The sequence below is a fragment of the Fischerella sp. PCC 9605 genome (assembly GCF_000517105.1).
Lineage (GTDB): Bacteria > Cyanobacteriota > Cyanobacteriia > Cyanobacteriales > Nostocaceae > PCC9605.
Window position 1 is genome coordinate 149,368 of record NZ_KI912150.1, and the last position, 20,418, is coordinate 169,785.

20 protein-coding genes are annotated in these 20,418 nt (G+C 41.6%); 12 read left to right on the top strand and 8 right to left on the bottom strand.

Annotation, left to right across the window (positions count from 1 at the left end):
* The first annotated feature begins 20 nt into the window (after positions 1-20).
* On the top strand, positions 21-491 hold the full coding sequence (locus FIS9605_RS0124045) for a GNAT family N-acetyltransferase (RefSeq protein WP_026734874.1): 471 nt from the start codon (positions 21-23) through the stop codon (positions 489-491).
* A gap of 94 nt (positions 492-585) precedes the next feature.
* Here FIS9605_RS0124045 and FIS9605_RS0124050 read toward each other — a convergent pair whose 3' ends face one another.
* Entirely contained in the window at positions 586-2,433 is a 1,848-nt protein-coding gene (locus tag FIS9605_RS0124050; protein WP_231510442.1) for a sensor histidine kinase, read from the bottom strand.
* A 412-nt stretch (positions 2,434-2,845) separates the two neighbouring features.
* On the opposite strand from FIS9605_RS0124050, the gene FIS9605_RS0124055 reads away from it, so the two are divergent.
* Positions 2,846-4,411 (top strand): iron uptake porin, encoded by a 1,566-nt coding sequence (locus FIS9605_RS0124055; protein ID WP_026734876.1) that lies wholly within the window; start codon positions 2,846-2,848, stop codon positions 4,409-4,411.
* Here FIS9605_RS0124055 and phnD (FIS9605_RS0124060) read toward each other — a convergent pair.
* Genes phnD (FIS9605_RS0124060) through phnD (FIS9605_RS0124070) form a run of 3 tightly spaced genes read right to left on the bottom strand, consistent with a single transcriptional unit; the run spans position 4,408 to position 7,161 of the window.
* Positions 4,408-5,304: a phosphate/phosphite/phosphonate ABC transporter substrate-binding protein gene (gene phnD, locus FIS9605_RS0124060; RefSeq protein ID WP_026734877.1), complete on the bottom strand. Its 897-nt coding sequence runs from the start codon at positions 5,302-5,304 to the stop codon at positions 4,408-4,410. The two genes, FIS9605_RS0124055 and phnD (FIS9605_RS0124060), sit on opposite strands and share 4 nt — an antisense overlap.
* A gap of 44 nt (positions 5,305-5,348) precedes the next feature.
* Positions 5,349-6,242, bottom strand: coding sequence for a PhnD/SsuA/transferrin family substrate-binding protein (locus FIS9605_RS0124065; protein WP_026734878.1), 894 nt, complete (start codon positions 6,240-6,242; stop codon positions 5,349-5,351).
* Between the two features lie 13 nt (positions 6,243-6,255).
* Positions 6,256-7,161, bottom strand: a complete 906-nt coding sequence (phnD, locus tag FIS9605_RS0124070; protein WP_026734879.1) for a phosphate/phosphite/phosphonate ABC transporter substrate-binding protein — start codon at positions 7,159-7,161, stop codon at positions 6,256-6,258.
* A gap of 271 nt (positions 7,162-7,432) precedes the next feature.
* Between phnD (FIS9605_RS0124070) and FIS9605_RS0124075 the strand changes: the two genes are divergently transcribed.
* Both FIS9605_RS0124075 and FIS9605_RS0124080 read left to right on the top strand, forming a co-directional pair.
* Positions 7,433-9,190: a transglutaminase domain-containing protein gene (locus tag FIS9605_RS0124075; RefSeq protein ID WP_026734880.1), complete on the top strand. Its 1,758-nt coding sequence runs from the start codon at positions 7,433-7,435 to the stop codon at positions 9,188-9,190.
* Positions 9,191-9,292: 102 nt separating this feature from the next.
* A complete protein-coding gene (locus FIS9605_RS0124080; RefSeq protein WP_026734881.1) occupies positions 9,293-9,691 on the top strand; it encodes a nuclear transport factor 2 family protein in 399 nt (132 codons plus the stop codon).
* Between the two features lie 93 nt (positions 9,692-9,784).
* Here the strand turns inward: FIS9605_RS0124080 and FIS9605_RS0124085 are convergent, their stop codons facing one another.
* Positions 9,785-10,915 carry a hypothetical protein gene (locus tag FIS9605_RS0124085; protein ID WP_231510443.1) on the bottom strand — a complete coding sequence of 377 codons (1,131 nt, stop codon included), beginning with the start codon at positions 10,913-10,915 and terminating at the stop codon, positions 9,785-9,787.
* An 18-nt stretch (positions 10,916-10,933) separates the two neighbouring features.
* On the opposite strand from FIS9605_RS0124085, the gene FIS9605_RS0124090 reads away from it, so the two are divergent.
* From FIS9605_RS0124090 to FIS9605_RS0124110, 5 genes are all read left to right on the top strand, one after another.
* Positions 10,934-11,500, top strand: a complete 567-nt coding sequence (locus FIS9605_RS0124090) for a Yip1 family protein (RefSeq protein ID WP_026734883.1) — start codon at positions 10,934-10,936, stop codon at positions 11,498-11,500.
* A gap of 547 nt (positions 11,501-12,047) precedes the next feature.
* A complete protein-coding gene (locus tag FIS9605_RS0124095; RefSeq protein ID WP_051470124.1) occupies positions 12,048-12,245 on the top strand; it encodes a DUF7219 family protein in 198 nt (65 codons plus the stop codon).
* Between the two features lie 417 nt (positions 12,246-12,662).
* Positions 12,663-13,448: an aquaporin Z gene (gene aqpZ / locus FIS9605_RS0124100; RefSeq protein ID WP_026734885.1), complete on the top strand. Its 786-nt coding sequence runs from the start codon at positions 12,663-12,665 to the stop codon at positions 13,446-13,448.
* A 59-nt stretch (positions 13,449-13,507) separates the two neighbouring features.
* Positions 13,508-13,714: a hypothetical protein gene (locus FIS9605_RS0124105; RefSeq protein ID WP_026734886.1), complete on the top strand. Its 207-nt coding sequence runs from the start codon at positions 13,508-13,510 to the stop codon at positions 13,712-13,714.
* Positions 13,715-13,782: 68 nt separating this feature from the next.
* The gene (locus FIS9605_RS0124110; protein WP_026734887.1) at positions 13,783-14,190 is read left to right on the top strand and encodes a helix-turn-helix domain-containing protein; all 408 of its coding nucleotides are present in this window, start codon (positions 13,783-13,785) and stop codon (positions 14,188-14,190) included.
* Between the two features lie 263 nt (positions 14,191-14,453).
* Here FIS9605_RS0124110 and FIS9605_RS0124115 read toward each other — a convergent pair whose 3' ends face one another.
* Entirely contained in the window at positions 14,454-14,663 is a 210-nt protein-coding gene (locus tag FIS9605_RS0124115) for a hypothetical protein (protein ID WP_026734888.1), read from the bottom strand.
* A 353-nt stretch (positions 14,664-15,016) separates the two neighbouring features.
* On the opposite strand from FIS9605_RS0124115, the gene FIS9605_RS0124120 reads away from it, so the two are divergent.
* A complete protein-coding gene (locus tag FIS9605_RS0124120; RefSeq protein ID WP_026734889.1) occupies positions 15,017-15,868 on the top strand; it encodes an FAD-binding domain-containing protein in 852 nt (283 codons plus the stop codon).
* Between the two features lie 25 nt (positions 15,869-15,893).
* Here FIS9605_RS0124120 and FIS9605_RS42975 read toward each other — a convergent pair whose 3' ends face one another.
* Complete coding sequence (locus FIS9605_RS42975; protein WP_197036126.1) at positions 15,894-16,172, bottom strand: hypothetical protein; 279 nt, start codon at positions 16,170-16,172, stop codon at positions 15,894-15,896.
* Between the two features lie 536 nt (positions 16,173-16,708).
* Between FIS9605_RS42975 and FIS9605_RS0124125 the strand changes: the two genes are divergently transcribed.
* Positions 16,709-18,517, top strand: coding sequence for a mechanosensitive ion channel family protein (locus FIS9605_RS0124125; protein ID WP_231510445.1), 1,809 nt, complete (start codon positions 16,709-16,711; stop codon positions 18,515-18,517).
* A gap of 158 nt (positions 18,518-18,675) precedes the next feature.
* Here the strand turns inward: FIS9605_RS0124125 and FIS9605_RS0124130 are convergent, their stop codons facing one another.
* Complete coding sequence (locus FIS9605_RS0124130; RefSeq protein ID WP_026734891.1) at positions 18,676-19,620, bottom strand: YihY/virulence factor BrkB family protein; 945 nt, start codon at positions 19,618-19,620, stop codon at positions 18,676-18,678.
* A 240-nt stretch (positions 19,621-19,860) separates the two neighbouring features.
* Between FIS9605_RS0124130 and FIS9605_RS0124135 the strand changes: the two genes are divergently transcribed.
* Positions 19,861-20,340: a hypothetical protein gene (locus tag FIS9605_RS0124135; RefSeq protein WP_051470125.1), complete on the top strand. Its 480-nt coding sequence runs from the start codon at positions 19,861-19,863 to the stop codon at positions 20,338-20,340.
* The last annotated feature ends 78 nt before the right edge of the window (positions 20,341-20,418 follow it).

Consider the following 20,418-nt stretch of genomic DNA (forward strand, 5'->3'; position numbering starts at 1 on the left):
CTGCGCACATGGAGTTCACCATGATTCGACCGACCACACCCGATGACACAACCGCGCTAATCGCCATAGCCGACGCGATCGGCTTCCAGCCGAACGAGCTTGAGGAGCTGAGCGAAATGCTGGCCGATTACTTCAGTGACGACAGCGACAGCGATCATTTCTGGATCACCGACGACGACAATGGGCCGGTTGGGGTCGCCTACTGCGAGCCGGAACGGATGACCAATCGGACGTGGAACCTGCTATTGATCGCCATCCGACCTGACCGCCAGGGACAAGGACGCGGTGCAAGACTGCTGCACTACGTTGAACAAACGTTGACGGCGCGCGGTGAGCGCATGCTGCTGGTGGAAACGTCAGGGCTGCCGGGCTTCGAGCGCACGCGGGCGTTCTACGCGAAGTGCGGCTATGAGGAGGAGGCGCGAATTCGCGACTTCTATGCGGCGGGCGATGATAAAGTCGTGTTCCGCAAAGTGTTGAACGCAGACTAGGGGCAATAGGCGACGGACGGGCATAACAACTCTGTTGGAGCGGACGACTAGCGAGAGATGTTGGTGGAGTTGCAAAGGTTATTATTTGCGGGACTTATTCAATAGGTAGGGAAATTACAAATTCTGTACCTCGACCAATTTCGGAAAAAATTTCAATTTTTCCGTGATGTTTTTCAACGATTTTGTAACATATACTTAACCCTAAACCAGTACCTTTGCCTACTGGTTTAGTTGTGAAAAAAGGGTCAAATAGCTTTGCTTTTATCTCTGGTGGAATTCCGGGGCCATTATCGCTGATACTAACCTTAATATAGCTATCATTGACTCTGGATGTAGCAATCTTAATTTCTTTACTTGTTTTATCACTTTTGTCATCTAACAGTGCATCTATAGCATTGCTAATAATATTCATAAAAACTTGGTTGAGTTGCGCTGGATAGCACTCAATCAAAGGTAAATTACCATAAGTTTTAATAACTTCAACTCCTTGCTTAAGTCGGTGATTGAGAATTAACAGCGTGTTCTCAATTCCTTCATGAATATCTACCTTTTTGATGTCAGCTTCATCTAAGCGGGAGAAGTTCCGCAAAGACAGTACAATTTCCCGAATGCGCTGAGCGCCTATTTTCATTGAAGACAAAACTTTTGACACATCCTCGCACAGATAATCTAAATCAATTTCTTCTATTTTTTCTTCAATTGCCGACTGTGGATCGGGGTAATGCTGCTGATATAAATTTAATAAACTCAGTAAATCTTGAATATAATTATTAGCACATTCAATATTGCCGTAAATAAAATTGACAGGGTTATTGATTTCATGAGCTATTCCTGCTACCATCTGCCCAAGAGAGGACATTTTTTCTGTTTGAATTAACTGCGTTTGAGTTTCTTTCAGGTCTTGCAGCGTTTCTTTTAGTTCTAGGGTTCGTTCTTCTACCCGTTCTTCTAAGGTTTGGCGAGCTAGTTCTAATTCATGAGTGTAATCTCCCACCCATTGCAACAATTGATTTAGGGAGGTTGCTAACGTACCCACTTCATCATTGCTTGCTACCTTAGCTCTCAGGTTAAAATCTGATTCTGCGGTGATTTGTCTGGCGACGTTTGTTACTGCTTGTAGGGGACTGGCGATCGCTCTACTAGTATAGAGTGCTAGTACTGCTGCTAACACAACCGATAACACCATACTCCCAATAATAATTAGTAGTTGCAACTCTTGAGCAAGTCTAAATCTGGCATTTGCTTGCTGTTGTTGATTTTCAGCTATTTTTAAGATTCGGCTTAACTCCTCTGTGAGCATTTCAAAGTTAACATTAATGCGAATACTTTGCTCTCCTTTCAGCAAAACAGCTAAGTCATTTTGGTTACTTTGAATTTTACCAGAGCGTAACTTATTAAAGTCTATTATTTGCCACCATGATTTGACAAGTTCAGTATATTTATCTGTATTGGTTTGATATTTATTTAATAATTTGTGTAAATCTTTATTTTCTACAGCTAAACCATTAGGATTATTTTTCACAAAATCTTCCAGTTCAGATAATTCTGCCTTCACTTGAGAAATATCTGCCAAAAATTTACTTTTTTCAAATTCTAACCAAATGGAATCTTCAAGCACGCTAACCAGGCGTTGCGGATGTATTCGTGTCATTATCACTGCATTTTCTAACTTTCTTAAATTACTTTCTTGCTGAGAGGCTAATTCTAGTTGCTTCTGAGCTTGTTTTTCGTAGTAATCTGCGATCGCTAAGCCGCTACTAGTTCCTAAAACAGCAATACCAATTGACAGTGAATATCCGTAACCAATTTTTTTGGCAATACTCAAGCTGCTGGTGAAGCGATTTAGGAAAGTAGGTAAAGCTTTTGAATTTACCTGTTTTGTTTTCGCTTTATTTTCTAAAGAAGAACTAGAACCTCGAAATAGCATTTTTATCAATTTCATTAAAAAAAAAATAGTAATAAACAAAGCTATAGGTAAATGCTTTTTGTAGCTAATATCTGAGAAAATATTCTATACTCATCAGTATGCTGGCAAATACATTCAAAATGGTGATGCGAATAGAGATACAGCATTGATTTTATTCGGAAATCACGCATCAAACAGTAGTGGTATTACTGAGATATCACAAATCAGTACAGCGGAAATCAGCTTCTAAAAAACTTATGCAGTCATCCGTATAACTCTTAACTGTTCTCCCAGTTAAGATGCACCAAATATGCTTGCATGACAAATTGTTACCACAGTATTTCTACGTAAGTACTTGAAATTGGTTGTGGTTTTTAAGTAAATTTACAGTTTTTTTAGTATCAATTTTTATTTAAATTTTAAGCCAATTTAGATTAGATGTGAAAAAGTGATATCAAGAATTTTGTTCAATGCTTTGCTGTTTAGCCCCGCTGTTATAGTCACAACCTTGTTTTTATCCTCCTCAAAAGTTACAGCTGAAGTATCGGCAGCCGTGGCGCAAGTCACCTCCGTCTCTCAACTGTCTGACGTACAACCTTCAGATTGGGCATTTGGTGCATTGCAATCGCTGGTAGAACGGTATGCTTGTATTGCTGGCTACCCAAATGGCACGTATCGCGGCAATCGAACCATGACGCGATACGAATTTGCTGCTGGTTTGAATGCTTGTTTAGATCGGGTGAATGAATTAATTGCTACGAAGACAGCTGATTTGGTAACTAAAGAAGATTTAGCTACATTCCAAAAGCTACAAGAGGAGTTTTCCGCTGAACTAGCTACCCTACGCAGTCGTGTAGATGCGTTAGAAACGCGCACTACTGAACTTGAAGCAAATCAGTTTTCTACCACCACAAAACTCACAGGTGAGGCTATCTTTGCTGTAGCTGGTGTTTTTGGTGAGGAAGCAGCCGACGAAGACAACAATGCCAATAACAACCCAGCTTTGCAAGATAATATTATATTTGCCAATCGAGTACGTCTGAATTTTGATACTAGCTTTACTGGCAAAGACCTTTTAAGAACCCGCTTGCAAACCAAAAACATAACTGAGTTTCAGGGCGATGTCACAGGTACTAGAATGATTCGTTTGGGGTTCGATGGAGATGACGACAACCGAGTTAGCGTAGATGACCTGTACTATTACTTCCCAATCGGCGATCGCGCGAGAGTCACCCTTGCTGCTGCGGAAACAGAAATGACAGACATTGCAGAAACGCTGAGTCCCGTAAGTAGTGCTAGCAGCGGTGCGATTTCTCGCTTTGGGCGGTATAACCCTATCTACCGAACTAATGACGGTACAGGATTTGGGATAAACTACGAGTTTAGCGATCGCGCCAGTCTCACTTTCGCCTATATGGTCAGTGATGCCGAAGATCCTACCGATAAAAATGGGCTTTTCGATGGTAACTACAGCGCTTTAGCGCAAGTACTTTTTGCGCCAATCAAGAATTTAGATATAGGCTTGACATACGTCCACTCCTACTATGCTGGAGGGAGCAATAGTGGTGTCAACCTAACGGGTAGTACAGGTAGTGATAATGCCCGTAGACCCTTTGATAATGTCGCTACTTCCGCAGATTCTTTTAGTTTAGAAACTAGCTGGCGAATTAGTCCTCAATTTACTGTTTCTGGTTGGTTAGGCTATTCATTTGCCCACTCGGAAGTCAGCGACGACAACGCAGATATCTTGAACTATGCTGTAACTTTAGCTTTTCCAGATTTGGGAGGAAAAGGTAATTTAGCTGGTATTGTCATCGGTATGCCACCAAAGGTTACAGAAAGTAGCCTAGTCGCCGATCGGGACACCTCCTTACATATAGAGGGTTTCTATCGGTTCAAACTCACAGATAACATCACTATTACCCCTGGCTTATTTGTGATTACCAATCCAGAACACAACGATAACAACGATAGTATATTTGTAGGAACCATGCGAACGACCTTCAAGTTTTAAAGAAATTGTCCTTGTCCAATTGCTTGATAAACCTCGCGAATCATGTTGTAATCAGCATCATTCGCAGGGATGAACTGGGATTGATTGTACTTTTTATGCTTGCGACCGACTAAAAGAGCTTGAATAAGTTTATCTTGGTTTTGAAGAATACGCGATCGCACCAGTTCAACAACAGCAGGCTCAAATTTACTACTGAGAACAAAGACATCGTTGGGTAGGGGTGGACTTTTTGCTATGACTAAAAACTCGCTATCTGCTTTTTTTTGTGTAACTTCTCGGTCATAGGTGTTATTAGAAAATGCTGAGGCATAAATTTCACCCTTTTTTAAAGCCAGAATGCGCTTCTGTTCTTCTTTAATTAGCACAATTTCGACGTCTGTCTTGGGATTTAATCCAGCATCTATCAAAATCTTCATTGGACCAATATAACTACCTGCTGCACCCAAGTTTCCTAAAGCAATTTTTTTACCTTTCAACTGTGCCAGTGATTTGATTCCGCTTTTAGTAGAGACTGCAAACAGAGAGTAATAGTTTGGGCGTGTAATAGCAGTAAGGGGAACAGCTTGCGTTCTCGCCCGTGAAATCACATATTCAGATGGCCCAAGCAAGACGAGATCCAGCTGACCCAACTGTAGGGCTGTCACCGCCGCAATGTAATTTTGAACCGAAACCAACTCAATTTTTGTTTCCAAAACCTGCTCTATTGCTGTTTTAAATGCCCCAAAATTGCTTTGTAATTCTTCAAGATTTTTTTCATCTGTAGATGTAAATCTTAGCGTTTTGGGTAAACTAACACTTGATTTAGAAGTTATGTCATTATATTGATTGCTGCTAGCTGCTGTACAACCAGAGGCAAATAGTAGGGAATAATAGATGAAATTCCGTCGTTGCATATAGTTGCTTAATAGATAATTTTACTTTGAAATTCTGGTAGCACTTAGTTAATGAAATCGCCTTGTCCGATTGCTTTGTAAACTTCTCGAATCATGTTGTAATCGGCATCAGTAGCCGCTAACATTTTGGAGCCTTTAAACTTCTCATTTTCTGGGGATGCCAAGATAGCTTGGATGAGTTTATCTTGATGCTTGAGCATCAGCTGTTGCATTTGTTGGATGAAGGCGGGAGCAAGCAGGCTGCTAGCAACAAAAACATCACTGGGCAGGTTTGATCCAGTTGCTATGACTGGAAATTCTGTTGTAGATAAACCTGCATTTCGCAGCGTTTTTTCATACCTTGAAATAGAAACTGCCCAGGCATCAACATCCCCTTTTCTTAACGCTTCCAAGCCCTTGTCTTCTAAAAACAGACTTTGGTAGTCTGACTTGGGATCTAACCCAGCATCCATCAGAAGCTTTGTCGGGTAAAGATGGCCACCAGTTGCTGCCTTTGATCGCATAGCAATTTTTTTCCCTTTTAATTGAGACAGTGACTTGATACCACTGTTGGCACGAACAGCAACTACTGAGTAGTACTTTGGTCGTTCGAGAGCGACAACAGGAACTGCTTTCGCCCTGGCATTTAAAATCACGTATTCTGATGGACCTGCAAGAACTAGATTTATCTGACCCAACTGCAATGCTGGTGCCGCCGCTACGAAATTTTCAACGGGGATAAAATCAATCTTGATATCTAATACATCTTCTAATGCAGTCCGAAAGGCTCCATAATCCCGCTGTAAAGCTTGTAGTCCCTTAATATCTGTGACTGCAAATTTTAGTTGCTTGGGCGCACTGTCCAGCACTTTGTTAAAAGTACTATTACTGGAATTACTAGCTACTGTACAACCACTAACAAATAGTAGAGAGTGCCAAATAAAATTACGCCGTTTCATTTTTTTTTGATAATTAATTTATTACTGAGTTAATGAAATCGCCTTGTCCAATCGCTTTATAAACTTCCCGAATCGTGTTGTAATCAGCATCAGTTGCCGTAACCATTTTGGAGCCTTTAAACTTCTTGTTAGCTGGGGATACCAAAATAGCTTGAATGAGTTTATCTTGATGCTTGAGCATCAACTGTTGCATCTGTTCGATAAAGGCGGGAGCAAGCTGACTACTAGCAACAAACACATCATCGGGGAGATTTGATCCAGTTGCTATCACTGAAAATGCACTCTCAGATAAACCTGCCTTTTGCAATTGTCTTTGATATGCCGCACTACCAAGTGCACAGACATCAACAATTCCTTTTGCTAACGCTTCCACTGCCTTTTCTTCTAAAAATAGAATTTGCAAGTCCGACTTGGGATTTAATCCTGCTTCTATTAACTGCTTGATGGGGTAAATATGCCCAGATGTTGTTCCTTTCTTCCACATGGCGATTTTTTTCCCTTTTAACTGAGGTAGAGACTTGATACCACTGTCAGCACGCACAACGATTACTGGGTAGTAACTCGATCGCTTGATAGCGACAAAAGGAACTGCCTTCGCCCTAGCATTTAAAATCACGTATTCCGATGGACCTGCGAAAACTATATCTACCTGACCCAACTGCAATGCTGGTGCTGCCGCTATGGTATTTTCAACGGGAAAAAAATCAATATCGATATCTAATACATCCTCTAATGCAGTCCGAAAAACTCCATAATCTCGTTGTAATTCTTTCAGCCCGCTAACATCTGTAACTGCAAACCTTAGCTGCTTGGGTGCGTTGCCTAACAATTTATTAGAATTACTATGACTCGAATTATTAGCTAATGTACAACTACCAATAAATAGCAGGGAATACCAAAGAAAATCATGCCTTTTCATTTATTAATAAATAAGAAGTATAGACTATAATTTGAAAGTATTTAGTTGATGTTATTTTTTTTTATCAACAGTAGCTACCGTAATATCACTTATACTGTCAATGAGCCGTTAAGGACGTTGCAACTCAACTGCCAAGGGAGACGAGCGATCGCACCCATATAAAAATTTGGTATAAGTGAATTTTTTTTGAGATAGCCCCCTATTTTCTGACAATCAGGTTAGTTCTATGTTAGTGAAGCTTTAGCTGTCTAAAGATGGACGGGAGACTACTATGCCAGAACAAAACTCTAATCATCCCGATTGGATGCAAGCTTATCGACCTTTGTTCTTTGAAAGTCTCTCAGGTATCACCTATCTCGGAGATAATCGAGTTCTGCTGTGCGATCGCACCAGAGGTATGTTGACAGAAGTAAATTTAGTTTCTCTTACGGAAACTTTTAGAAAAACTTATGATGTTGACGATTATGCCGACGTTAATAGTATTTGTTACTACGAAGGTCATCTTTATTCTGTCTATGAGAATAAGGTCTACATTGCTAATTACGATGCAGAAACTCCTCGCTTGAGAAATGAGTTGTTATTAGATATTCCTAATTGTAGTGATTTAACGGGTATAGCTATTACAGATACAACAATATATTTAGCCACTCAAAATCAATCGATTCTTGCTTACAACCGAGAAACCGAAGAGATTGAAAAAATAGGCAAGACACCAGGAATTGGCATAGATGACATATGTTATTGTAATAATCATCTATATATTGTTGATGCTAAAGAACAAACTATATATGTTTTTGATATTGAACATGGCAAGATTTTGTATGAAATCTTAACTCCCTTTGAAAATCCAACTGGCATTACAGCCATTAGCAATGCAAAATCAGGAGAAGTACTGTTTTATTTAGCATATTCAAGACCAAGTTTTGAAATTTATGACACTGGAGATACTGAATTCAAGCTCGAATTAAGAACTTATTATGAAACGGATGATTCAAAAGAGCAGGTTACTGATAACTTTATTTATCCATTAATTTTCAGACATGACGAGAGTCGAGATATTGTCTTATCTAACGGCTTTATCGTAGAAATGTATTACGTAGAAAAATTACATGCCTTGCCTGAAGTAGTGGATGAACATCGGGTAATCAAGAATCTGGAATGGAAAATTTCTATTCCCATGAATACAGATAGGCAAGAACTTCTCTCTATTGAAAGAATCGGTAGTTTTGATATGAGAATTGAGGAAATTGCAGAAGAACAAAATCGCAAAGTAGCTGTTTTTTCAATTCCTGAAATTGACTTGAGAACAGAGAGAAGAGTTTTTGGATGGAAAGCTCTGGTAAAAATGTTTTGCATTAGATACTGTTTAAAGCAAGATAAAGTCAGAGAAATTACTAAAGAAGAACTGAAGAAATATTCCAGATATCTTCAAAACGAAGATGGACTTGACATGGATAGTCGATATGTTCAGAAAGCGGCTGATGAAGCAGTCAGCTATTTGAGCGATCGCGATCGCTCAAATGTCATCAAAAAAGCAGAAGCTATCCGGGATTACATTTATGAAGAAATTACTTATGTAATGGATAGCCGCCATGAAGGAACAGAAGATGTTTTAAAAAGTGGTGAAGGTTCCTGCGGTGAGTATTTAAATGTATTTTTGTCGCTGCTGAGATTGAATAATATTCCAGCAAAAGTATGTGGAAATTATAAGGTTCCTGCTTACAAAATGCAGGCTGGCTCAAAATCTGTTTTTTTATCGCCGGACTTTAATCATGTGTGGTTGCAATTCTATGTTCCTGGCTGCGGTTGGGTTCCCTTAGAGTCGAGTGCTGATGATGAAGCTGCCTCTTTCCGAGGCTGGCCTAAACGATATTTTATGGCACTTGCCTGGTATCACATGGAATGTAGAATGGGCAGCTATTTTGAAGAGGTATTTGAGAGAGGCACTGACAAACTATTTTTCCTCAGCGTAGGAGAATTAGCTAAAAATGACATCAAATTTAAGGTGATTAGAGAAGTTGATTTTTAAAAACCCTCACCCCGTCCTGTCGGACACCCCTCTCCCAAGTTGGGAGAGGGGAAGGGGGTGAGGGCAGATACAATAACTAATCAAACGGATTTGATATGACAGATGAAAACCGAGAATCTCAGAATCAATCAACTTTCCCCAGAAACGTATGAGTGGTATCTCAAATACTTAGAGGCGTTAGATACTTTAGATATTGAAGCGTATGGTAAATTTTTAGCGCAGGATTGCTCTGTGCAATCAAACAACAACCCTCCGATGGAAGGCAAAGAGATTGTGATGCAGGGGCTTGCTGGGTATTGGACGACCTTCGCCAGTTTAGAACATGACTTGTTGAACATTTACGGTAGCGACTCGTCTTTTGTGCTTGAGGCGTTGAATCACTACAAACGCAATGATGGAAAGGCGGTTACAATTCGAGCCGTTGCTTTTACCGATCAAAATGAGGAGGGGTTGGTAACTTCGGTCAGATTCTACACAGATACAACACCGCTATTTGCATAGTCGTAGCCCAACAATCGCGTTGCAGCAGAGGGTTAAGAGATCTTGGTATGGATGCAAACGTTACTCGCCATCGCTGAACGCAACCGTTATTTGTCAGGGTTTAGCATGTTGATTTTGGTTAGACCAAATCGGCAGTTGATTTACTTTCTCTAGCGTTAACTCTACATAAGTGGTTTGACTTTCCCCCACCAATGTTTTACCGAAATAGCCTTCAGATCCATCATGGGTATGAGGGCCAGTATTCACCACTGTGTAACGTCCCTGTTGCACAGCCTGGTTAAAAGGAGAGCCTACCGTCACAGGCCAGCGTGAAGCAAATATAATAGCGCTAATGTCCTCAACCCAATCTCGACTACCCCGCAGATGGTACACGCGATCAACCGCCTCGAAGCCAGTGTTACCATCAAAACTACCCCCAACGGACACTACAATAAACTGAGCGTTGAGCCATTGATCTAGGTAGGGAACTGCACCCAGAGCAACCTGTGCGCCTCCGCTAGTACCAATCAGAATCAGCTTTAGCCGTTCTTTCGGGTATTTGGGGATCGGATATGCAGCGTTCATGCGATCGCCAATCGCGCTAGCAATTCCCAAATTATAAACCTCACCGTAGCGCTCATCCGCAGAAATGGCAAACCGCCAAAGATTGCGAATTTTAATCAGGATATCTGCATTCTTGAGCCAGCCATCTGCTTTTGCCGCAGCACGCCACAAAGGTGCCAAAAAGCGATTTCCTCCCAAGCTTTCGTTAGCAGCTGAATAAGGAAACACATCTGAAACTACTACACAATTGGGATGAAGTTTCTCTAAACGATCCAAAAAAAATTCCTCGCCAGGGGTCAACTCGTTAGCTGAGAAATCTCCCACTCCTGGCAAAAAAATAATGTAGCAATCAATATTTGCAGACTTGGTATCATTTAGAGAGCGATCGCCTGGTGGTAATTTCTTAGTCTGGTTATTCTTTAACCCCAAAGTTTCAGCACTTTGGCTTAACCACCATACCAAAGTCCCTACAGGTGACAAAGTTCCCCAGACAAGAAGTATTACTCCTGCTAGAATCAACAGCTTTAGGGTGTCACTTTGCATTCTTAGCAGTATTCGTTTGATCAACTGTAGCATTCGATAGATATTTGGTGCATATTCAACAATTTCAGGCTCTTGAAGAAGAATGTCTTTATTTGTTGTAATTAATTGTATGAAATTCGATTTTTTTGAGTTTTTCATCCCTCCTTAGCCGTAAAAATGAGCGAAAATCACAAAAAATCAAAGCAAGGGCTATGTCACACACTTAGATACGCTCTAGCTCTGAATGCCGACTTCTATGAAAATACTCGCAATACCCCCAAAACTCGGAGGTTAGCCCTAACTATTGTGATTTTGGCTGCCATTTCTTATGCCATAGGTAGTGCTGTGATTTTGTTAATCAATCGAGCTACCGTTTTTATTCTATTGCTGGCACTTGTGATTAATGCGATCGCAGTTGTCGCAGGATACTATTTTTGGACGTTCACGATTTGGAAGATAGGGCAATGGCTCAAGCCAATCGATCCTACCTACGGCGATCTACTCGTTCCCATTGGCTTTGCCTATGCACCACAAGTGCTAAATTTTTTAACCCTAATTCCCTTATTGGGACGACCAATTGAATTGATATTAGCGGTATGGAGTCTATTGGCGGTAATTGTAGCAGTCCGTCAAGGATTAGATATTAGCACTTGGCGAGCAGCGTTTATTTGTTTAATTGGTTGGCCTTTGATTCAAATTGCGGTTGGTTCTGTACAACTGTTGCAGCAACAATTAGTGAAATAGCGCAGGTAAACAGCGTGAACTATCTACTTTGCTGTATCTTCCTTGGGAATAGTAAAGAAATAATACTAAAATTGATTGATTTCTGCTTAACTAACTTCCTTGAGACGTAGTGCATAGATGCAGAGTGCGTAACGCCAATTTAGTGCAAAACCTACTTTTCCCACTTTTTTTATATTTTCAAGGAAAATTTTTTTAAATTACATACTTTTCTCACTCAAAGCATATTTACATTCTCATACTTTCTGCTATTGAATATAAAATAACTCAAAAACATAAGTTCAATTTCAAAATCACGATTTTCACTAGCAAATACAACTCTCAATTGGGAATAGTTTTATGAGGAAGCTTAGTTGCAATCAAACACAAAAACAAGCGTTTTCCTTGACACAAGTGAGAATAATTTAAGTCGATTGTTCCCCGGAAATACTACGTGAATACTACTTAAGCGATTTGGGTATAGTGTGAATCCTTAAGTTATGGGTTGTTTGTTTTATTCACTCACCCTCATTAGACATTAGGGCATCTAGCTAGCATAAAGGTTACAGGGATGAAAGCAAATTGGTACGGTCAATCGCAGGCAAAGTATTTAGCGTTGAATGTGAATCTACGGGAGTTTTATCAACGCGTTAATTACATCTGCTACTTGCAAACTCATGGTAAGCTTTCGCCACAAGATGCTTACACCCAGCTTGAAGTAATCTGGAAACAGCTAAAACTTGCTAAAAAAGAATTCGACATCAGCTAAATTTTTGACAGAAAGAAACTCCGATACAATACATAGCTTGATTTTTTTGACTAATCTAGTTTAACTGGCTTATCTGCCCTTGCAACTAGCTGTAAAAGCTGGCAAATTTAGCCATACTACCACTGAATCTATAGCTAATATGGTTCGCCGATTTTATTTTGAGTTAGAAAAAAGTCGAACGATTTAATTAGGGTTTTCGATTTCGCAAAAAATGGGGTATTTCCACGGTAGTTATGCGATCGCCTTAAACAAGGACGCCAACAGTGAGTGATTGATTCGACGAGAATCCAATCAAATAGCCCAAACCCTTATAAAATATAGATTTTTCTGTTTTTTGGTGATTTCTCTAACTCCGAAAAAATTAGCGAACCGGGAGTCATAACACCTTTAATCAGTCGATTAACCAGGGGGTTAATTATGGTATCACTTTTTACACGATGCATAGCAGAATTCGTTGGGACATTTGTGCTAGTTCTGGGTGGCTGTGGAAGTGCTGTTTTTGCAGCAGCATTTCCTGATGCGAAAGCCAATGAATTGGGAATAGGTTTTGTAGGTGTTTCTTTGGCATTTGGTCTAACAGTGCTGACTATGGCCTACGCAATTGGTCATATCTCAGGTTGTCATCTTAATCCGGCTGTATCATTTGGTCTTTGGTCAGGAAAGCGTTTTCGAGGCTCTGAACTGCTTCCATATATCGTTGCTCAAGTATTAGGAGCAATAGTAGCCGCAGGTCTAATTTATTTCATTGCCACTGGTAAACCAGGATTTACACTTTCTGGTTCCAATCCACTCGCGACAAATGGTTTTGGAGCACATTCTCCCGGAGGTTATTCGCTGCTTGCCTGTTTTATCACAGAGGTTATACTTACCTTCATTTTTTTAATTGTGATCTTAGGTGCAACTGATGGCCGCGCTCCTAAAGGTTTTGCACCAATTGCTATTGGTTTAGCACTGACACTGATTCATTTGATCAGCATTCCAATCACTAATACATCAGTGAATCCTGCTCGCAGTACTGGCCCTGCACTTTTTGCTGGTGCACAACTGTTTAGTCAATTATGGATGTTCTGGGTAGCTCCAATTTTAGGTGCAATACTGGCAGGTTTATTCTATTCAAGAGTATTAGGTGAATCTGGAGCCCCAATTGTGGGTGAGGCAGAACCTGACTTTCCACGGGATGTGGAGGGTTATTCGCGGCGATAGTTCGCTCAATCTGGTGTAAGTGGTAATTGCACAAATGAAGCTAGTGGGGAGCATCAGCGATGAATAAATCCATAGATGAGAAATATCTGGAATACCTCGATGAAATATTTGATCATTTAAATAATGGTCGCTGGAATGAACACACAGTTAAAGAGCAGATTTCTCTTTTGGTGGAAGCTGGGTATAAAAGATATTTCCAATGGAGAGATATGAGAGATTTGGTCTCAAAACTCGAAGATGTTACCGGATTAAAGTGTGAGATTTGAATACAGAGTTTCTCATTTGAATCCAGTATGTTCGTACCAGAGATTGTGCTCATAGCTGATTGTTGAAAATGAAGGCTTACTCATTAGATTTGCGGCAAAAAATTATTAACGTCTACAACACAGAATCTATTTCACAACGTCAACTGGCCAAACGTTTCAATGTCAGCTTGAGTTTTATTCAAACGCTGCTCAAACGTTACCGCGAAGAAGGGACAATTGCCAAAAAACCATATCGTGGAGGAAAACCAAGAGTGTTGAATGCAGCACAATTGGAACAATTACGGCAGTTAGTAGTAGAGAACAACAATGCCACTTTAGAAGAACTGTGCAAACTGTTATACCAGCAAACTCAGATACAAGTTAGTCGTTCCACAATTGGTCGTATTGTGCAACTAATGAAGTTGAAACGCACAAAAAAGTTTCACACCGTTGAACGAAGTAGTGAGCGAGTTCAAAAACTGAGACTGAAATATTGACATAACATCATGTCCGTTTGAACACTTATCATATCTGTGAAGATCGATAATAGGTAATGGGTAATGGGAAAAACCAATTACTAATTACCAACAAAGCCAACCATCGTAATTCTCGTTACCAGGTTGGTTGCATAACTGTGCAAAATGTGACATGAAATTGGTGCGATCGCAAGCGCAAGACATATTTTGCAGTAGAGAAATTCTGGAAAATTGCCTAATATCCCGCCACTGTACCCATCAGTGGCGGATTATGGTAGATTTAGTTAACTTTTTGTGTAATTTTTCCAAACCTGGACGATCACTTGAGCGTCTTTCCCAAAGAAAGCTTCTCTATCGCCATTGCTCCAAGTAACCACACAAGCGATTTCCTCGTTGCACATATTGAGATGAACTTTCCGAAACCGAATTTGGCGAGCGCAAGCTAAATTGATCCAGCCTCTTGTAGGTGTTTGACAAAGGATGAATTGTGTCATGATTAATTAGACCTTGTATAAGTTAGATCTTGTATGGAGGTTAAGAGAGGCGTTGTCTACTTGGCGGTGGGAACGCCTCTCTTTGTTGTCATTATAATATGATTAAATCATATCTTAAATATAAAAAATCATATTTATGATAAAATTAGTGTATCTAAAACAATACTGGATATGTTAGTTAGTAGTTAGTAGTTAGTGGTTAGTAGTTAGTAGTTAGTGGTTAGTAGTTAGTAGTTAGTGGTTAGTAGTTAGTAGTTAGTGGTTTACTACTCTCTCCACTCTCCCACTCCCAGACGCGCCATGGCGCGTCTCTACATCTCTCCCACTCCCCCATCCCCTCATCTCCAAAAAAAATGACTCAAGACATGCAACGCGAATTTGCCAATCGCGATGAATTGGTAGCTTACCTGCGCGAACAATTTCCCGAAGTCGCAAAACGCGACGATCGCATTAGTCCAACTGTGGGCGGACGCCAAGCGGCTCAAAAAGTACTGCAAAAAGTAGACCCAGTCCGCTATGCGAAAACACGTAACTTTTTCACAGGTGCGGTAACAAAGCTTTCTCCTTACATTCGCTACGGCGTTCTCAGTTTGCGCGAAATCAGAGATTATGTTCTTGACCGCGTCCAAAATCAAGACGATGCTACTAAACTAATTAACGAGTTAGGTTGGCGTGACTACTGGCAGCGGCTGTATCTCAAGTTGGGAAATAACATCTGGCAAGACCAAGAAGAATACAAAACAGGTTATACTCCCAGCGAATACGCACCAGAATTACCAGACGAAATCAAGCAAGGTACAACAGGCAGAGTTTGCATCGACAGTTTCAGTCAACAACTACGAGAAACAGGCTATCTTCACAACCACGCGCGGATGTGGATGGCAGCTTATATCATCCATTGGCGGCGCATTCGCTGGCAAGCTGGAGCCAAGTGGTTTCTCGAACATCTTTTGGATGGCGACCCAGCTAGTAATAATATGTCATGGCAATGGGTAGCTAGTACCTTTAGCCATAAACCGTATTATTTCAACCGCGAGAACTTGGAACGCTACACCGAAGGCGTTTACTGTCGCCAATGTCCTCTCTATGGTGATTGTGACTTTGAAGGCAGCTATGAACAATTAGAACAGCGACTTTTTCCGAAAGGAGAATTTACCAAAAAACCCAATAGCCAAAGTTGGCAGAAGGGCAACAAACGGCGGTAGAAATATTATTTAAGGCGATCGCTTTCTACTCACAAAAGCCAAACAGCGATCGCACACCCGCAGCCCAAACTAATACAGGCGATCGCTTATTTGATAGGTGTATAGCGGTTTGCAGACGAATGAGGTACAAATTTAAATCAGTCAAACTCTTGTGGGGTGGGCGTCCTCGCCCGCCCGCGTGTATCTGGCTATAAATGCGATCGCTCCAGTGATGTAGCCCCCAATCGCTCACTACAAACCTCTCATAATTAATGCGATGAACCACTACAGTGCTAAAGGGCAAATGCATTGCGGCCGATCGCAACTCCACTAGTTAGCAGACATCATTACCAGAGTCAACCAAAGCAGCAATAGCCGCTGCAACCAAGGCACTAACTGAGGAAGCTGCTATAGAAATGTCTTAGGGGAGAGCGATCGCCACCCTAAAAAAGACTCTAATTGCATCCCTACGAGAACACTGCACCATCAACGTTACAGCTGAGGAAAATTCAATATATTTAGCATACAAGCGTACACTTCTTCTCAAATGGCACGTTCTCCCCTCAATTGATAATTCTCTCAAAACTGGTTTGATGCCGGAGATCTTGCGGGAGTGTTTGCCGATATGCAAGTCAGAGTAAAAGATAAAAAGTTCTTAATCTTCCGTTAATATCGCGATGAGATACTAGACTCACATGTATCCGCTAGGTTCGTAATTACTAAGCGATCGCAAACAATGAGGGAATAGGGCGATCGCTTCTTATTGCTCGTTAAATGCCTCTAGCTTGGCTCGGACAGTAATTACTATTTCCATGACTTTTGTCAATCAGTTAAAATACTCAAAATATTCTGAATAATATCGTGCGAGAGCGCAGAGGGCGATCGCAAAGTATGTGCAAACGTCAATGGTGGAATAGAACAAATTTGCTACGCCGATTCGTTGTGTACAGCATCGCAACTCTAATATTGCTAATAGGTAGCGAGATATTTATCCCTACTGTCCTGGGACAGTTGCCATCCTTGCCTGCTTCAACCGGGACGCAACCACTTCCTTTTGGGGTAGAACGGCGAGGCACATTGGAAGCCACTGGGGTGCGCCTGGACGGGAAAGAACTATTTAAGATAGCGTCTCCTGCAGTTTTTGATCGCAGCGAACCCAGTAGCCAGATCCCAGTCGAAGTACGCGCCAGACAGGTGGAAGCCAATCTTGAACAACTGATTGTAGACAGTGGGTTGTCGGAGGAGGCGATGCTTGATCCAAAAACGATGCAGGTTTTGATCGAGACGCTGAATAGGCAGCCGGTTCTATTTGTCACTGATGCAAACCTGGCGGAACCAAAGGTATTGCTGACGGTGACAGACGCAGATGCCCAATATTATTCAATCAGCAAGGAAAAGTTGGCAAACCGATGGCAGAGGATTGTGGAGAGTGAACTGCGGCAAGCACTAGAACTGCGGCAACCGGAAGCATTGAAGTTGCAAATCTCTGAAGTGGTCAGGATTTTGATTGCAACAGTGCTGTTAACGGTGTTATTAATTGGAGCCTGGGTATTTTGGGGATGGCGCAGACAGCAGCTTGAGGAACAACAGGCAGCAGAGATGCTCTCCGCTCAAACCGAGGTTGTACCTGGGGTTGAGGCAACTGACACAGAGCCTCGTCTGGGACTGTTTCAGGGGTTACATCACTATTTGGGGTTACAGCGACGACTTCAGATTGTCAAGTTTTTGCGATGGTTAATGTTTTGGGCGATCGCCTTTGTCTGGGTAATTGGGATCGCCTATAGTCTCAAAGCCTTTCCCCAAACACGCCAGCTTGCTAACAGAGCGATCGCAATCCCGATTGTGATTCTGATTGCCTGGTTCTTAACCGGGTTAATTAACCGCCTAATTGATCTTAGCATCGATCGCTTCATCCAGAATTGGGAGCAAGACCAATCCTTAAGCGAAGCGAATCTCCAACGGATTGCCACGATCGTCAACGCTCTCAAAAGGCTAAAAATGTTTCTGATTTATGCCGCGAGTATCCTCTGGGTACTCCAGTGGCTTGAATTAGCGCCAGGATCGATCCTGGCGTTGGGTGCATTGGTAACACTGGCGGTTTCGTTTACCGCACAAAGCCTAGTCAAAGATCTGGTCAATGGGTTCCTAATTTTACTAGAAGACCAGTTTCGGATTGGAGATTACGTCAAGATTAACACCACTTCTGGATTTGTGGAAAACCTGAATTTGCGTATCACTCAGATCCGTAATGACGATGGTAATTTGATTACCCTGCCCAACAATTTAATTACCCAAGTGGAAAATATGTCACGGAGTTGGGCACGGGCAGATTTTCGCATTGAAGTCGCTTACAATACCGATGTTGACCGTGCCCTCGCCGTTGTTCGAGAAACCGTCGATCGCATGGCACAAGATCCACAGTGGCAATCATGGATTCTGGATACCCGAGAACTGTTTGGAGTTGAGCAGGTTTCCCATACCGGAATCACGATCCGGATCTGGATTAAAACAGCTCCGCTCAAACAGTGGATGACAGCACGGGAATTGCGTCGTCGTCTCAAAATTGCCTTCGATCGCAACAACATTGAGATTGGCATACCCCAGGTAGTTTCGCTGGAAAAAGTTTATGGTATACCCAACGACATTGAAAACTCAAAAGAGATTGAGTAGTGTTCCAGGCTAATTTAAAAAACGAGCAAGCTTCTAGTGGTTCATCGCATTAATTATGAGAGGTTTGTAGTGAGCGATTTATCGCTCAATTTCAAGGGCTAAAGCCCTAACTACGAACTTTCACAACTTATCAAAATTAATGGGACAGACTACTAGAATTATTGCTCCAGGCTATGGGAGTGGTTCACAGTTCTGCAACGACGGCTACCGAAAAGATGAGTATAAACGTAGGAAAACTCGCAGCCAACAAAGAAGATTTCGCACGTTAGATAAATCCACAGCAACAGAATCATGACACTTCCAATCACGCCATAGGAGAGGAAATGGCTACCGATCGTAATGATGCTATTGCTAACTAATTGTTGCAATCCCATCAGCAACAAAGCAGTTAGTAGAGCACCCAACCAGACATCACGCCAACCGACATAAACGGACGGCAAAATCTTGAACAAAATGCAGACAGCCAGAGCCAGAATCAAAAAAGATGAACCGACCTGAAGCCCTTTGCTTAATAGTAGTTCGTCAACCTGGATGAAGGAGAAGGTTTCTCGAAAGGTTGCGACCAAATTTAGAATAGTCTTGATGGCAATATTTGAGATTAATGAAGTCAGTAGCAATAAGGCAGTCCCAAGCACTAACAGAAAAGCCAAAAGTTGGTTCAAAACAAAGGAAAGCACCGTCCTACGAATTGATTCTGATTCAGATCCTGGAGTATTCGATCGCCAAATTTTATTGACTGCACTCCTCAGAACGGCGAAGACTGTACTACCTGAAGATAAGAGCAAGCCAAATCCAATGATTCCGGCTCCGGTACTATTTTGGTTGAGGGTAGTGACAGTTGCTTTGACCAGATCGTGAACTTCTGGAGGCAGATACCTTTGTACTACTTCTTTGATGTATTGAAACGCTTCAGTATTGGGTTCAATCAGCGAACCGATAACGCTCAGGATGACTAATAGAATCGGAAACAATGAGAACAAAGCGTAGTACGACAAAGCCGCTGCCATACCGGAGCAATTATCTTGATTCCACTTCAGCCCTGTCTGGATGAGGAGTTGAGCCGGTTTTGAGGGCAGGATGGTAGACCGAATATATCGAATCATAAGGACTGATATTTGGTTCAGACTCTCAAGAGGTGGCTGCCAATGTGACCAACCTGCTTGCCACTATAACAGGCAACTATAACAAAACATCGCTCCCCGACTTAGGCAAGTTGGTCTGACCAAAAGCTGAAAAAGCTTTTAGCGATCGCCCTAGGCAATATGAGCTAGCTCAGAGAAGTTATTAGAAATTTTTGTCAAATTAAAAGTATTGCAGCTTATGAAAATAACGATCTGACTATAATGATAACTCAGAAACACGCAACCGCATCCAAAGTAGAAAACCTTGCCAGACTTTATCTGGAAAGTAAACCTGCCAGGATTTCTGACGAAGCGATCGCAGATTTGTGTGATTGGCTCATGAGTGAGTTTCAGCAACTGCCTTTAAATCTCCAGTTCTCAGATTACCAACGCTACAGCAATGCTGAAGAGATGTTTGCTGATATTGAGCAAAACCAGCTTTGGGTATCTGCTGACACTTACGATACGAGTATTTTTCCCAATCCTATCTATGGATTTTTCTTTCAGGCTGTGCATGACTACGATCACTACTTGACCAAGAGCGACTTCAGCTTGGAAGGGGAAATTGCAGCATACAAAGCTACAGCAAAACGTGCGCCAAGCCTAGAAATTCAGAAAATTCTCTATTCTGAAATTGTGCTGCGGTCTGCTGCTTACCTTCACTTAGGACATCCACCAACTCCTATGGTTGTATTCCCGTAGTGATTGAGGAGATAGAGAATTTATGCACCAATGTCCTTGTTGTTAGTATCGATTGTTACGGCATATTCAACACCAACA

Coding starts and splice junctions, on each gene's coding strand:
- phnD (WP_026734877.1), bottom strand. CDS start 5,304: ATGCAACGACGGAATTTCATCTATTATTCCCTACTATTTGCCTCTGGT.
- aqpZ (WP_026734885.1), top strand. CDS start 12,663: ATGGTATCACTTTTTACACGATGCATAGCAGAATTCGTTGGGACATTT.
- FIS9605_RS0124050 (WP_231510442.1), bottom strand. CDS start 2,433: ATGAAATTGATAAAAATGCTATTTCGAGGTTCTAGTTCTTCTTTAGAA.
- FIS9605_RS0124085 (WP_231510443.1), bottom strand. CDS start 10,915: ATGAAAAACTCAAAAAAATCGAATTTCATACAATTAATTACAACAAAT.
- FIS9605_RS0124135 (WP_051470125.1), top strand. CDS start 19,861: ATGATAACTCAGAAACACGCAACCGCATCCAAAGTAGAAAACCTTGCC.
- FIS9605_RS0124090 (WP_026734883.1), top strand. CDS start 10,934: ATGAGCGAAAATCACAAAAAATCAAAGCAAGGGCTATGTCACACACTT.
- FIS9605_RS0124065 (WP_026734878.1), bottom strand. CDS start 6,242: ATGAAACGGCGTAATTTTATTTGGCACTCTCTACTATTTGTTAGTGGT.
- FIS9605_RS0124130 (WP_026734891.1), bottom strand. CDS start 19,620: ATGATTCGATATATTCGGTCTACCATCCTGCCCTCAAAACCGGCTCAA.
- FIS9605_RS0124045 (WP_026734874.1), top strand. CDS start 21: ATGATTCGACCGACCACACCCGATGACACAACCGCGCTAATCGCCATA.
- FIS9605_RS0124115 (WP_026734888.1), bottom strand. CDS start 14,663: ATGACACAATTCATCCTTTGTCAAACACCTACAAGAGGCTGGATCAAT.
- phnD (WP_026734879.1), bottom strand. CDS start 7,161: ATGAAAAGGCATGATTTTCTTTGGTATTCCCTGCTATTTATTGGTAGT.
- FIS9605_RS0124080 (WP_026734881.1), top strand. CDS start 9,293: ATGAAAACCGAGAATCTCAGAATCAATCAACTTTCCCCAGAAACGTAT.
- FIS9605_RS0124120 (WP_026734889.1), top strand. CDS start 15,017: ATGACTCAAGACATGCAACGCGAATTTGCCAATCGCGATGAATTGGTA.
- FIS9605_RS0124075 (WP_026734880.1), top strand. CDS start 7,433: ATGCCAGAACAAAACTCTAATCATCCCGATTGGATGCAAGCTTATCGA.
- FIS9605_RS0124105 (WP_026734886.1), top strand. CDS start 13,508: ATGAATAAATCCATAGATGAGAAATATCTGGAATACCTCGATGAAATA.
- FIS9605_RS0124095 (WP_051470124.1), top strand. CDS start 12,048: ATGAAAGCAAATTGGTACGGTCAATCGCAGGCAAAGTATTTAGCGTTG.
- FIS9605_RS0124110 (WP_026734887.1), top strand. CDS start 13,783: ATGAAGGCTTACTCATTAGATTTGCGGCAAAAAATTATTAACGTCTAC.